This is a genomic window from Alphaproteobacteria bacterium (genome assembly GCA_017308135.1).
Lineage (GTDB): Bacteria > Pseudomonadota > Alphaproteobacteria > CACIAM-22H2 > CACIAM-22H2 > Tagaea.
The window spans coordinates 805500-818736 of record JAFKFM010000006.1 but is presented as its reverse complement, the minus strand read 5'-3'; the positions used below and the strand labels follow the sequence as shown (position 1 = coordinate 818736).

General features: G+C 65.3%; 14 protein-coding genes. 4 read left to right on the top strand and 10 right to left on the bottom strand.

Translation table 11 applies throughout. The features are described from left to right. The first annotated feature begins 2 nt into the window (after positions 1 to 2). A complete protein-coding gene (locus tag J0H39_04370; protein MBN9495970.1) occupies positions 3 to 872 on the top strand; it encodes an MBL fold metallo-hydrolase in 870 nt (289 codons plus the stop codon). 2 nt (positions 873 to 874) lie between these two features. Then, entirely contained in the window at positions 875 to 1738 is an 864-nt protein-coding gene (locus J0H39_04365; protein MBN9495969.1) for a VOC family protein, read from the top strand. Here the strand turns inward: J0H39_04365 and J0H39_04360 are convergent. Both J0H39_04360 and gloB read right to left on the bottom strand, forming a co-directional pair. Further along, positions 1735 to 2106: a hypothetical protein gene (locus tag J0H39_04360; GenBank protein ID MBN9495968.1), complete on the bottom strand. Its 372-nt coding sequence runs from the start codon at positions 2104 to 2106 to the stop codon at positions 1735 to 1737. The two genes, J0H39_04365 and J0H39_04360, sit on opposite strands and share 4 nt — an antisense overlap. Before the next feature lie 64 nt (positions 2107 to 2170). Further along, entirely contained in the window at positions 2171 to 2929 is a 759-nt protein-coding gene (gene gloB, locus J0H39_04355) for a hydroxyacylglutathione hydrolase (protein MBN9495967.1), read from the bottom strand. A gap of 958 nt (positions 2930 to 3887) precedes the next feature. On the opposite strand from gloB, the gene J0H39_04350 reads away from it, so the two are divergent. Further along, positions 3888 to 5249 carry an MmcB family DNA repair protein gene (locus J0H39_04350; protein ID MBN9495966.1) on the top strand — a complete coding sequence of 454 codons (1362 nt, stop codon included), beginning with the start codon at positions 3888 to 3890 and terminating at the stop codon, positions 5247 to 5249. On the opposite strand, the gene rfaE1 is transcribed toward J0H39_04350, so the two are convergent. Genes rfaE1 through J0H39_04320 form a run of 6 tightly spaced genes read right to left on the bottom strand, consistent with a single transcriptional unit; the run spans position 5246 to position 11357 of the window. Then, complete coding sequence (rfaE1, locus tag J0H39_04345) at positions 5246 to 6709, bottom strand: D-glycero-beta-D-manno-heptose-7-phosphate kinase (GenBank protein MBN9495965.1); 1464 nt, start codon at positions 6707 to 6709, stop codon at positions 5246 to 5248. The genes J0H39_04350 and rfaE1 overlap by 4 nt on opposite strands. Continuing rightward, positions 6706 to 7326 (bottom strand): D-sedoheptulose 7-phosphate isomerase, encoded by a 621-nt coding sequence (locus J0H39_04340; GenBank protein MBN9495964.1) that lies wholly within the window; start codon positions 7324 to 7326, stop codon positions 6706 to 6708. The genes rfaE1 and J0H39_04340 overlap by 4 nt, the downstream gene beginning before the upstream one ends. Further along, positions 7323 to 8531 (bottom strand): glycosyltransferase family 4 protein, encoded by a 1209-nt coding sequence (locus tag J0H39_04335; GenBank protein MBN9495963.1) that lies wholly within the window; start codon positions 8529 to 8531, stop codon positions 7323 to 7325. The genes J0H39_04340 and J0H39_04335 overlap by 4 nt, the downstream gene beginning before the upstream one ends. Continuing rightward, the gene (locus J0H39_04330; GenBank protein ID MBN9495962.1) at positions 8501 to 9433 is read right to left on the bottom strand and encodes a methyltransferase domain-containing protein; all 933 of its coding nucleotides are present in this window, start codon (positions 9431 to 9433) and stop codon (positions 8501 to 8503) included. The genes J0H39_04335 and J0H39_04330 overlap by 31 nt, the downstream gene beginning before the upstream one ends. Then, a complete protein-coding gene (locus J0H39_04325) occupies positions 9430 to 10266 on the bottom strand; it encodes a glycosyltransferase family 2 protein (protein ID MBN9495961.1) in 837 nt (278 codons plus the stop codon). Before J0H39_04325 ends, J0H39_04330 begins: the two co-directional genes overlap by 4 nt. Next, positions 10263 to 11357, bottom strand: a complete 1095-nt coding sequence (locus J0H39_04320; GenBank protein MBN9495960.1) for a glycosyltransferase — start codon at positions 11355 to 11357, stop codon at positions 10263 to 10265. Before J0H39_04320 ends, J0H39_04325 begins: the two co-directional genes overlap by 4 nt. Before the next feature lie 208 nt (positions 11358 to 11565). Between J0H39_04320 and J0H39_04315 the strand changes: the two genes are divergently transcribed. Next, entirely contained in the window at positions 11566 to 12273 is a 708-nt protein-coding gene (locus J0H39_04315) for a DUF1194 domain-containing protein (protein MBN9495959.1), read from the top strand. Here the strand turns inward: J0H39_04315 and J0H39_04310 are convergent. Together J0H39_04310 and J0H39_04305 are read right to left on the bottom strand one after the other, a co-directional pair. Beyond that, complete coding sequence (locus tag J0H39_04310; protein MBN9495958.1) at positions 12270 to 12821, bottom strand: DNA-deoxyinosine glycosylase; 552 nt, start codon at positions 12819 to 12821, stop codon at positions 12270 to 12272. The two genes, J0H39_04315 and J0H39_04310, sit on opposite strands and share 4 nt — an antisense overlap. A gap of 14 nt (positions 12822 to 12835) precedes the next feature. Beyond that, positions 12836 to 13237 carry a F0F1 ATP synthase subunit epsilon gene (locus tag J0H39_04305; GenBank protein MBN9495957.1) on the bottom strand — a complete coding sequence of 134 codons (402 nt, stop codon included), beginning with the start codon at positions 13235 to 13237 and terminating at the stop codon, positions 12836 to 12838.

Below are 13237 nucleotides of genomic sequence, written 5' to 3'. Positions count from 1 at the left end.
CCTTGGAAATCGTTCTTCTGGGAACCGGCTGCCCGCAATGCGATCCCGATCGCCGGGGCCCCGCGACGCTCGCCATCGGCGGGAATGCGCGCATCCTGATCGATTGCGGTTCCGGGGTCACGCAGCGTCTGGTCGAAGCGGGCACATCGGGTGCGGCGATCGACGCGTTGTTCCTCACGCATCTCCACAGCGACCATCTGGTCGATTTCTATCAGCTGGTGATTTCCAGCTGGCATCAAGGCCGCGATAGGCCGCAACGCGTCTTCGGCCCGCCGGGGACGCGCGATTTCGTCGACGGCACGATGGCGCTATGGGCGGCGGAGCGCGCGCAACGCATCGCGCACGAGAAACGCGCTTCGACCGAAGCCTTCAAGATCGAAACGACCGAGATGGTCGCGGGCGACGTCATCGCCATTGGGGACGCGCAAGTGCGCGTCGTGCCCGTGGCGCATCAACCCGTCAAACACGCGTTCGGCTTCGTGATCGAGGCCGACGGGCAGAAAGCCGCGTTCAGCGGCGACACCGCCTATTGTCCGGATCTGATCGCCGCCGCCAAGGGGGCGGATGTGCTTGTCCACGAATGCTTCCTGCATGCGGAGATGAAGCCGGTGCCCGGCGTGCGCGCCGCCGCGACGATCGATGCGGTGCGGTCCTATCACACACCGCCCGAAGACGTCGGCCGCGTGGCGAAGGAAGCCGATGTCGCGTGCCTGCTGCTCAATCATTTCGTGCCGGTGCGCTTCGATCGCAATGCCGCATTGGATGCGGTGCGCCAAACCTATAAGGGCCCGGCGGTCATCGGCGAAGATCTGATGCGCTACGATATTGCCACGCGGCGCCTCGCCCATCGCGGCGGCTTGATCGGGTTTTGAATATGGATTTCGGCGGTTTTCAACGCCCCGCTTCGGGCACGCTTGCGGTCGATCACATCGCGCATTGGGTGCCCGATCGCGCGGCGGCCTTCGACGAACTCGTGCGGCTCGGCTTCGCACCCACGCCGTTTTCCGAGCAATTCACCCGCGCGAATCCGGAAGCGCCGCCCATCTCGGCGGGAACCGGCAATCATTGCGCGATGCTGGAACGCGGCTATCTCGAATTCCTCGCCCCCATCGGCGATACGCCAAACGCCGCGACGCTGCGCGCCGGTATCGCGCGTTATACGGGCGTGCATCTGATCGCCTTCGGCACGGTCGAGCCCGACGCCCAGCACGCCAGGCTGGCGCGCGAAGGCTTCGCGCCGCTGGATCCCGTCGCCTTGCAGCGGGAAATCGAAACGCCCTCCGGCCCGCGTACCGCAAGGTTCTCCGTGGTGCGGACCGTCGCCGGCGCGATGCCGGAAGGCCGGGTGCAATTCGTCGAGCACAAAACGCCCGAGCATTTATGGCAGGCGCGCTGGATCGCACATCCCAACACGGCTTATGCGCTGACCCACGTTCATCTTTGCGTCGCGGACCCCACCGAAGCAGCCGCGCGTTTCGCGCGCTATACCGGGTTGCCCGCGACGGCGATCGACGGTGCCCCCGGCATCGCCAGCGCGCGCGGCGATCTGGTGTTCCGCGACGCCACCGCCGCAAAGGCCGCGTTCGGCATCGATCCGCCCGCCTTGCCGTGGATCGCCGGCTATACGCTGGCCTGCCGCGATTTGACGAAAGCACCGGCGGGGCGCCAGACCGCGCGCGGGCGCGTCGTCGTGCCCGCGTCCGCCTTGGGCGGCGTCATCGTATTTGAAGCGGCTTAAGCCGAGGCTTTGTTGACGTATTCGAGCGGGATCAGCGCGTCGGTCGCCGGGCGTTCCAGCTGCACGACGAAGGCGATGCGCCCGTCGACGAAGCGCAATTCCTTGCGCGCGCGCATCGGCAGCGGAATGCCCGTGCCCTTGCAGTGGCGGATCATCGCTTGCGACAGCGCCGAGGCGTCGAACTCGACATGCTTGGGCGGCTCGCCCTTTTTGGCGTAGACGAGCTTCACCGCGAAAGACGCGCGATCCACGGCCATTTTGACCACGCGGCCGGGCGGCAATTTCATGCCTTGGGTGCGCGCGTGCTCGATCAGCGCGACGACGATTTCCCGGTCTTCGAAGAAGACGATGCGATACTCGCTGCTCACGCCGAAATACGAACCCTAATAGGAACGCTGGAATACCAGCCGAGGATAATACGCCATCTGCGGTTTAGAAGCGATCCTTGGCCGAACGAATCGCCGCGAAAACCGCCGTCGCATCGCGGCCTTGCAGGCCATAGGCCGCGGCCAGGGCCGGATCGTCGGCGCGCAGGAAGGGATTCGTCGCCTTCTCCACCCCCAATAGCGAGGGCACGGTCGCCTCACCCTTGGCGCGGGCGGCGTCGATTTCCCCCGCCCTTGCGGCCAGCGCCGCGTTGGCGGGATCGGCGGTCACGGCGAAGCGCGCATTGGATTGGGTGTATTCATGTGCGCAATAGACGCGCGTATCGTCCGGCAGTGCGCGGAATTTCAGCAGCGAGGCCCACATCTGGTCCGGCGTGCCTTCGAACAACCGGCCGCAGCCCAACGCGAACAGCGTATCGCCGCAGAACAGCGCCTTGCCGTCCGCGAACCAGAAGGCGATATGGCCCCTGGTATGTCCCGGCACGTCGAAGACCCGCGCGGTCGCGTCGCCCAAGGTGATCGTGTCGCCCTCCGCCAGCGCCAGATCGATGCCCGGAATCCGGTCGCGATCGGCCAGCGGCCCGACGATCCGGCAGCCATAACGCGCCTTCAACGCCAGGTTCGCGCCGACATGATCGTTGTGGTGATGCGTGTTCAGGATATGGGTGAGCCGCCACCCGGCGCGGTCCAGTTCGGCCACAACCGGTCCTTCGACCGCCGGATCGACCACGGCGACCGTTTGGCCGCTGCGCAGCAGCCAGACATAGTTGTCCTTCAGGACCGGGATACGCGTGATTTCGAGCATTCTCGGCAAATTTTCCCGTTCGACGAATTTTCAACCCCAACATTTTACTGCCGGAAGCCGGGCCGGTAATATCCCTTTCGGCGTACCGGGACCGCGTAACGATGTTCAAATCCGAAAACTTCGAAATCCACTGCCTGCGCGACAATCGCTGGATGATCGAGACCAGCATCGGCTCCCAATCGGAGGCCGAGGCTTTCGCGCGGAAGATGCTGGAGAAAAAAGACGTTTTCGGCGTCAAAGTCGTCCGGGAACGCAAAGGCTCGTCGGGCAACACCTCCGAATCCGTCGTCTTTTCCAAGACCAAGGAAAAGCGCGAGGAGAAGGTCCAGATCGTACCGGTCGATGCGGCGCCGATGTGCGAGGAAGTCGAAGATTGCTACGGCATGGCCTCGCGCATGGTGCTGAACCGCCTGTTCCGGCAGTACTTCGACAAGCAGAACATCACCCCGATGGAGGTGATGCACAATTATCGCGAGTTCAAGCGCCTGCAGGATTCCGATTCGCTGATGACCAGCGCCATCGGCATGCTGGCGACGTTGCAGGCCCAAGCGGGCGGCATGAACGCGACCCAGCGGCGCGACACGCTCTATAAATTCCTCAAGGAAATGTCGGATCGCGTGCGCGATATCGATTCCTCGCCGCTGCCCTCGATCAAGCTGCTGGGCGTCGACGAGGTGATGAAGAAGATCGCGCCCAAAGCGGGCGAGGATAAGGGCAACGCCGAGTTCCTGTTCCGCGCCGCCGTCAGCCGCGATCTGATCGACATCCGCAGCTTCATCGGCAAGCTCGACCGCGCGCTGATGTGGGCCGACGACAGCCAGGACGACGAGGCCGCCCAGTTGCTCGACGATTTCGTCTGCGACGTGCTGGGGGCCGCCGAAGTCGTGCAGGAATTGCTCGGCGATCAGCCCAATCTGTTCGCCGCCTTGTCGCGCCTGCTCGATCTCGCCGAAGGCAAATGGGACGCGCCCCCGCCGGGTGCGGCAGCCCCCAGTGTGGATGGCCCCAAAGCGGCCGCCGCCGCCGAAGCCGACGCCGCCGAGGAGGATCGCGCCGTCAAGATCGGCCGCCTGATCGTCAACGGCAAATTGCCCAATACCGGCCGCGTGTTGATGGAGCGTGTGCGCCTGCAATTGCAGGGCACGAACCCGCTGATGCGCAGCGACCCGGAACAGGAAGTGCCCTGTTTCCGCCAATTGCTCGACCGGCTGGTGCCCGACAACGGCAAGATCGTCGGCGGCACCGACATGATCGAAGCGCTCGTCCAGCGCAAATCGCGGATCATGAATCGCGGCGGCAGCGCCGGTTTCCGCGCGGCGGCCGGCTGGATCGCGATGGTGATGCTGAACCCGTCGCGCAAGGCGCGGTTCTGCATCGCGCTGACGCAGACCGCGACGGGCAAGCAATACCCGAACGAATCCTTCGGCTTGATCGACGACATGTTCGTGAAAGTCGAATCGATCGCCGATATCGCCAAGGCGCGCGTTCCCCCGAACGAACGCATGGCCGCGATCACCCAAGTGTGGAACGAGTTCCGCGCCGCACCCATTCCGCTGGAATTCGCCGACCGGGTCTGCACGCGGCTCGACGATCTGCTGCTGCACTACATCAAGGCCGAGCGCATTCTCGAGAAGATCGACGATCCCTCGCGACCCTTGCGTTTGCGCACGATGATGCTGATGAAGCTTTGCCTGCCCACGTCGCTGCCGCCGGGCAAAGCGTCGGATCTGGCACGCGGCATCATCATCGACAAGCTGAAGCGCCCGAATTTCGAGGGCGAGGTCGTCGCCGACATCTCCGATCCGACCGAGAAGGCGAAGGCCCAGCGCGACATCTTCCTGCTGATGCGCCAAGCCGGCTTCATGTGAGCGCGTCCGAACTTCCGCCCACCGACGACGAACTCCTCGCCCGGCGTATCGCGCGCGGCCTTGCCCGCGCGTTGGGCCGCGAAGGCTGGACCAGCCTCGCGGAATTTCCGCTGGCAAGCGGACGGCGCGCCGATCTGATGGCGCTGTCCGACGACGGGCGCTTCCTGCTGATCGAGATCAAATCCTCGGCGCAGGATTTCCGCACCGACCGCAAATGGCCGGAATATCTCGAATGGTGCGACCTGTTCGCCTTCGCGGTCGCCGAGGATTTTCCGTTCGATCTGCTGCCGCCCGAACCGGGGCTTTACGTCGCCGACGCCTATGACGCCGCGTTGCGCCGGCCGTTGCAGGCGACCGAGAAAATGCCGGCGGCACGGCGCAAGGCGCTGACCTTGCGCTTCGCGCGCCTTGCCGCCGACCGCTTGCGCCGGGTTCTCGACCCGGGCGTTTAGCGCGCGATTTTTTTAAGGGTGTTGGTCGTACTCTGGCCTTCGATCAGCCGGGCGAGCACGACGCGCCCGCCCCAGCTTTCGACCTCGGTCGCACCGACCACCTTGTCCTTGGTGTAGTCGGCCCCCTTCACCAGCACGTCGGGGCGGATCGCCTTGATCAACTCCATCGGCGTGTCTTCGGCGAAGATCGCGACGAGATCCACGTTGCCGAGCGACGCGAGCACGGCGGCGCGCGCGGCTTCGGTTTGCACGGGCCGCGTCGGACCCTTCAAGCGCTTCACCGACGAATCCGCGTTCAGGCCGACGATCAGCTTGTCGCAGGCGGCGCGCGCCTGGCCGATCAGCGACACATGGCCGGGGTGCAGCAGATCGAAACACCCGTTGGTGAAGCCGACCTTCAAGCCCTGGCGGCGCCAGCGTTCGGCCTGGTCCTGCGCTTGATCCAACGTCGCGAGTTTGCTTTCGCCGCTGGCAAGATCGTCGTGGCGCAACTCGCGCACCAGATCGGCGCCATACGCGACCGCCGTGCCGACTTTCGCGACCACGACCGACGCCGCGACCGAGGCGAGGCGCGCGGCTTCGAGCGGTGTCAGGCCCGCCGCGATTCCGGTCGCGAGTGTCGCAACGACCGTGTCGCCCGCCCCCGACACGTCGTAGACCTCGCGCGCCAAGGCCGGCAGATGATGCACCTTGCCGCGCGCGGGGATCAGGCTCATGCCTTCGGCGCCGCGCGTCACCAGCACGTAATCGCATTCGGCGGTCTTGATGATTTTCTTGGCCGCGCGTTCGACCTGGGCGTCGTCGTCGCAGGGCAGGCCCGTCGCGTCGGCGAGTTCGCGCCGGTTGGGGGTCAGGATCGTCGCCCCCTTGTAGCGCGTATAGTCGCGGCCCTTGGGATCGACGATCGACACGCGCTTGGCCTTGCGCGCGGCCGCGATGATCGTTTGCACCGCGCGCGGCACGAGCACGCCCTTGGCATAATCGGAAATCGCGACGACGGGGCATTCCTTCAGCGCCTGGCAAACCAGCCGCGCCGCGTCCTCGGCCGTCGAATCGTTGATCGGGGCGGCGGTTTCCTGATCGGCACGCAACATCTGTTGGTGTCCGGCGACGAAGCGCGTTTTGATCGTGGTCACGCGGCCGCGCTCGTTCAGCAGATGGGGTTCCACGCCCTCGATCGCGCCGACCAGCGACATAATTTCGCGCCCGGCCGGATCCTGGCCGACGACCGACACGAATTCGGGCAAGCCGCCCAACCCAGCGATATTGCGCACGACATTGCCCGCCCCGCCCAGCATCGCGACTTCGCGTTCGATGCGCAGCACAGGGATTGGCGCTTCGGGCGAAATGCGATCGGCCGAGCCGTAGATGAAACGGTCGAGCATCACGTCGCCCACGCAAACGACGCGGGCACCCTTCAGCTTGGGCACCAGGGCGGCGAGATCGGCGTTCGCGGTCACGACGAATGCGACTGATGCGTGGCGGGGCCGTCGGCGATGCCCAGCGCCAATTCCAAGCCGCCGCACAGCATCTGGCCGAGCGTGATGTGCATTTCCTGAATGCGGCCCGTGGTGTTCGACGGCACGATCAAGGCGATATCGGCATGTTGCAGCGCCGGGCCGCCGCCCTTGCCGCCGAACAGCACCGAGGTGATGCCCATCTTGCGCGCGATCTTGAACGCTTCGATCACATTGGGCGAATTGCCCGAGGTCGAGATGCCGATCAGCAGATCGCCTTGCTTGCCGATCGCTTCGACCTGGCGCGAAAACAGATATTCGAACCCGATATCGTTGCCGATCGCGGTCAGCGCCGAGGTATCGGTCGTCAGCGCGATCGCGGCGATGGCCGGGCGGTTCTTGACGTAGCGGACGGTCAGTTCGGTCGCCAAATGTTGCGCATCCGACGCCGAGCCCCCGTTGCCGCAAAACAGGATCTTGCCGCCGTTGCGGATCGTCGCGACCGATTGCGCGAGCAGGCGGACGAAGGATTCCTCCAGCGCGCGATGCGTCGCTTCCGCGACGGCGCGATGCTCGACGAATTCCGATTGATAGAAGCTTTTGGGATCGAAACCGGTCATGGCTTGGCGCGAACCACACCCTTCAAAATCGCCTCGAATCGGGCGGATATCGTCGCAATATCGAAGGTTCGCCGCGCGTAGTCCAGCGCTTTGGCGCCCATCGCCGCCCGCGTTTCCGGGTTCGCGGCCAAGGACTTGGCACCGTCCAGGAATGCCGCCCGATCGGCCGGGTTGGCGACCAGCCCCGCCCCTTCGCGCACCAGGATGCGCGCCGACAGGTTCTCGGGCGGAATCGCCGCCAGAATGGGCCGTCCGGCGCAAAGATAGGTCAGCACCTTTGACGGCACGGAGAAGATGCCGGCATCGGGTTCCAGCACTGCGACCAGCACGTCCGCACTCGCCAGCGTTTCGCCCAGACGCGCGAAGGGTTGGAACGGCAGCACGCGCAGATTGGCAAAGTTCTGCGCCTTCAACCAATCCGCCCCCGGCCCTTCGGAAATCACCAGCATGATCGCCTCGGGCAAGTGCAGGGCCAGATCGCGCAGCAGGCTCGGATCGTGCTTCATGCCCAGCGTGCCGGAGTAGAGAAACACGGTCTTACCGACCAAACCCTGTTCGCGCGCGAACGCATTGTCGCGCGGCGCGATTTTAATGTCTTCGCGCGCGGCCCAATTCTCGATCGTGTGAACGTTCTGCACCTGCCAGGATTTCAGCAGCGGCTCGAAATCCGCGGTGATCGACACGACCGCGTCGGACCGGCGCAGCAAGCGCGCCTCCATCGCCTCGTAATAGAGGCCGACCGCATTGCCCGCGACCGGGATTTTGCGGCTGAGGATTTTGCGGATCGCGATGCCGACGAGGTCTTGCAGCCAATAGACGAAGCCCGCCCCCACATCGCGCGCACCGGCGAAGGCGCCGGCTTGCGGATCGAGCGGCGCATTGCCCGCGAGCACCGCATCGGGCTTCCAGCGCCGGATATCTTCGCGCACCAGCGCACCGAGGCGGCGTTCCTGCGCCCAACGCTTGACGAAGGAATGCTTCTCGAACGGTTCGTCCAACTCGGTGAAACCAAGCTCGAAATTCGCCGGATCGTCGTCGCGCCGTTCCAGCGGGCCCTTGGGCGCCTGGAACGCTTTGAAGCAGACATGGCGCACCGCGTGCCCGCGCGACGCCAAAGCCCGCGACAACTGCACGGGAAAGGCGTGACCGGGATAGTCGTAGACATAGACGCGCATCAAACGGCCTTCGCGCGGAAGATTAGGCAATCGCCGCGCCCGGTGCGGTTCCAATGCCACAGCAGCGGGAACAGCACGAAGCGCGCGATCAGCATCGCCCCCGCGACCAGCGGCGCCTTGCGCTGCAAGCGCACGACATCGGTCAAGTTCTTGCGCCAGCGATGCGCGATCCAGCTTTGCGCGACCCACAAAGCGGGCGTGATCGCTTTGCTCTCCACGACCTCAAATCCGGTTTCGGTCAGCAGGCGGCGCAACCGGCTTTCGGAGAAGTGCACGATATGGAAGGGCACGTGCCAATTCACCCAATCGCGGCCGTAGCGTTCGGCCAGCGCGGAATCGACATTCGGCAGGCTGATCCACACCTGCCCGCCCGGCTTCAAGATGCGCTTCACGTGTTTGAGCGCATCGCGCGGGTCGAGCGTGTGCTCGAGCACGTTCGACAGCACAGCCACGTCGTATTTCTCGGCCGGCGCGAAGTCCTCGACCAGCTTCTCGTGCACCGTGAAGCCGCGCGCGCGCGCAACGGTAGCGGCGTTGGAATTCAGCTCCAACCCTTCGGCCGCGAAACCGTTGCGCGTGTAGAGCGCCAAGCCGCGCCCTTCGTTGCAGCCGATATCGAGAAGACGGCCCGTTCCCATGCGCCCATGGAACGAGATATCGCCGTCGATCGCGAGCAACAATTTGTAGAACGGCGAGAACAAGAATTTCTCGCGCGCGGACGCGTAGTTGCCGTCGGTTTTGCCGCCGTAATTGTAATGCGCTTCGTAAAGCCGCTTGAGCGTCGCGCCGTCCGGGCGCGGGCTCGTCTGCCGGCCGCCGCAGGCATCGCACGCCCGGATATGCCACACGCCCGGCGCGCCGAAGCGATTATCGACCACGTCGTCGAGATAGGGGCGCGTCGCGCCGCCGCAGAACAGGCAAGGCTCGCTCATTTGCGGCTCATCGCTTTGCGCCGCTCATAGAGCTTCGCGTCGATCAGGAAGCGGAACCACAGGGTTTGCAGCACGTAGAAAATCAGCCCTTCCTTGCCGTCGAGGAAGCCGAGCTTCACGATGTAACGATAGAAGAACAGCAGGAAGGCGCGCAGGAACAAGGGCGCGCGATAATACCAGCCGCGCGCGCGGCGCTTTTCCGCGACCGGATCGCCGGAGCCGGCTTGAATCACGCCGTCGCCGCCGGGATTGAGGATCTCGTCGACTTCCGCGTCCGCCCAGCGATTATGCCGCGCCGTCCATTCGGTCAGCGACAGGCGGATATCGTCGATCATCGGGTGCGTAAGATTACGCGTGCCGCCCTCGACGAAAAAATGCTGGTCATATTTGCGATCCTCGCAACGGCCCTTGCCGGTGCGGAACAGCCGCATGTGATAGATCGGGTACATGCCGCCATGGCGCAGCGGCTTCTCATGGAAATGCACGAGGCGCGGCACGTAGAAACCCGAAATCGCGGGATCGACGGGTTCCGCCAGCAGCGTGGCGATTTCGGCCTTCAATTCGGGCGTCAAACGTTCGTCGGCGTCGAGATGCAACTGCCATTCATGGCGCAACGGCAAATTCGCGATCGCCCAATTGCGCTGCGAGCCGTAATTCTCGAACGGGTGATGGACGAGCTGCGCGCCCGACGCGGCGACGATGTCGTGCGTGTTGTCGGTCGAGCCCGAGTCGACGACATGCACGTCGGTCGTCAGGCCCGCCAGCGATTGAAGCGTGGCGCCGATCGTGGCTTCGGAGTTGAACGTCAGAATGACGACCGAGACGGGGGTCATGCGCCCGCGATCTCCCGATAGAGGGTTTCGAGTTGCGCGCCGATCTTCGCCCAATCGTAGCGGTCGGTCGCGAGTTTGCGGCCCGCCGCCCCCATGCGCCTGGCGCGTGCGGGATCGTTGGCGAGCAATAGAATATGCGCGGCGAGCGTGTCGATCTCCGGCGGCGAGACGAGCCCGGCGCCGGCGCCTTCGATCTCGCGCCAGATATTGACGCGATCGGAAATCACGACGGGGGCACCGCAGGCCATCGCTTCGACGATCGCGATGCCGAAATTCTCCGACCACGACGGCAAGGCGAACAGCGCGCAATCGACGAAAGCGGCGAGCTTGTCGCGGCCCGTGAGCATACCGAGCCATGTCGTCGCGTCATCGAGTTTGTGCTGCGCCACCAGCGCGCGCGCTTGGGCCTCGTAACCGTCATCGGGCCCGGCGATCACCAGACGTAACGCGGGATCGGCATCAAGCGCCTTGCGGAACGCCGGGATCAGAACGTCGAGACCCTTTTTGAAATTGAGCCGCGACAGGAACAGCACCGGCTTCGTGCCGGCGAGTTCCGGGTGCTTGGCGAAAAACTCGCCCGGCGCGGGCAAATCGGCGTAGTCGCCGATATCGATGCCGTTGGGCACGACGAAGCCCTTGGCCCCGCGCGAATAGGGTGCGGCGAGTTCCATTTCCTCGGCCGCCGTCCAATGCAGCGCGGCGGCGTGGTCGATGACGCGATCTTGGAAAGCGAGCTCGATCACCGATTTGCGCAGGCGATGACGCTTCCACAAAAACGGATCGAGCGTGCCGTGCGGGCGCAGGAGATACGGCTTGCCCGCTTTGCGCGCCACACGCGCCGCGTACCAGACATGGAAAAGATACAGCGAGTGGATATGCACCACGTCGGCGGCCGGGATCGCCTTGTCCAACGCTCGCGCCAACGGCCATGAGACGGCGAGCGTGGCGGGCACGCCCTGCTTGTGAACATGGATGGTCACACCGCGATCGACGACGGGGCTCGCGTGAAGCGCCTTCTCCGCATCGGTCATCGCGCGATCGGTCGTTTGGATTTCGACCGTATGCCCACGCGCCGCGACGGCACGCGCCATGTCCAGCACGGCCTTGGCGGGGCCGCCGGTGCGTGCGGCGATCGAAGCGATGACGTGGACGATGCGAATGGGTTTGGCCCTGGCCGGACTGTGGATAGCTTAAACGTCCGGTGTTCTTCGCAAATTCCAGGCGCCGGGGCAAATGGAGCCCGCCTTGACAGGAAAGCCCGTCCCGCCCCCATCATGGGCGAACGGAAGGCGGTTCCACGTGACGACGACACCCCCCAGGGTCTCGCGCCGGAACATCGTCCGGGGCCTGGCCCTGGGCGCGGCCGCCCTGTCGTTTCCGGTTCTTGCCCAGAACCCCGCCCCCAGACGGGTCGATGTCGCCCTGGTTCTGGCGGTCGATTGCTCGCGCTCGATCGACGACGGCGAATACCGGCTTCAGGCGCAAGGCTATGCCGATGCGTTCCGCACCGACCGGGTCCAGCGCGCGGCGTTGAGCGGCCGGCACGGGGCCATCGCGGTGATCATGACCCATTGGGGTGGCCAGTTCGCCCAGAAGGAGGCCACACCTTGGACGCTTCTGGACGGTAAACCCGCTTTCGCCCGCTTCGCCGCGACGCTGGCCGGCCTGGAGCGGCTGATCGACGACGACGCGACCTCGATCGGGGCGGCGATCGATCACGGGCGGCGGATGCTGGAACGCATCCCCTTCCTGGCCGAGCGGCGGGTGATCGACGTTTCGGGCGACGGCATGAACAACCAAGGCCGCTTTCCGCGCTATGCACGCGACGACGCCGTCGCGGTGGGAATCGGCATCAACGCCCTGGCGATTTTGAGCGACCACGCCACGCTCGACCGCTATTTCCGCGCCGAGGTGATCGGCGGGCCCGGCGCCTTCGTTTTGCCCGCAAGGCGTTTCGCCGATTTCGGCCCCGCCATCGCCAATAAGATCGCGATGGAAGTCGCCTAACGCCCCAACGCCGCCGCCCAACGCGCGCGTTTGTCGTCGAAATTCATGCCCGCATGGGCGGGGCTGGTCGACGGCAGGCGATGCCATTGGGGGCACGCCGCCAGCGCGGGCACCACGCGCGTGCGGAACAGATCGGCCGCCGTGCCGCCATTGAGCAGCACGGCTTCGATCGTCGGATGGCGGGCGAACAACGCGGCGAAATCGTTGGGCGTGACCGTATCGGGCGCGATGTCGCTGTCGAGCGAGCCGGGGCGATGGGCGGCCGCGCAGACATCCCACACGGCGATATGCGCGTCCTTCAACTTCTCGACGCGCGCGGCATAAGGCAAGGCGGCGTCGAAGCCCAGGATCGCGCCCAGCATCGGCCAGAAGGCGTTGCGCTTATGCGCGTAATACTGCGCGGCGGCGAGCGAGGCTTGGCTCGGCAGCGAGCCGAGAATCAGGAATTGCGGCTTCGGCCCCAGAATGGGCGCAAAGCCCGTATCGATCCGCCGTGGCGCCGAAACGCGAACGCCCGCCTTGCGGGCGGGCGTCCGGATCTTTTTCATCGCGAGGCCGAAGTTTAGGCGACGGCGGCCAGCTTCGCGGTGGCGATGTCGAGCTTCGCCGCGATCGGCTGGCGTTCGTCGTCGGTCGTCGCCGCACCCAACTTGGCGCGCAGCGTTTCGATTTCCGACGATACGGCGGCCTTGTCGATCTCGGTCAAGCGCGCCGCGTCTTCCGCCAGAACCGTGACGCCGTCCGGCGTCACTTCCGCGAAACCGCCCGCGACGAAGATGCGGTCCTTGACCGCGCCGTCGTCGTGAACTTCGATCGTGCCGAAACGCAAGGTCGAGACGACCGGCGAGTGGCCGGCAAGCACGCCGAAATCGCCCTCGCTGCCGGGAACGACGACCATGTCGACGTTCTCGGACAGCACGAGGCGCTCGGGCGAGACCAGCTCGAACTTGGTTTTGCCGGTCAT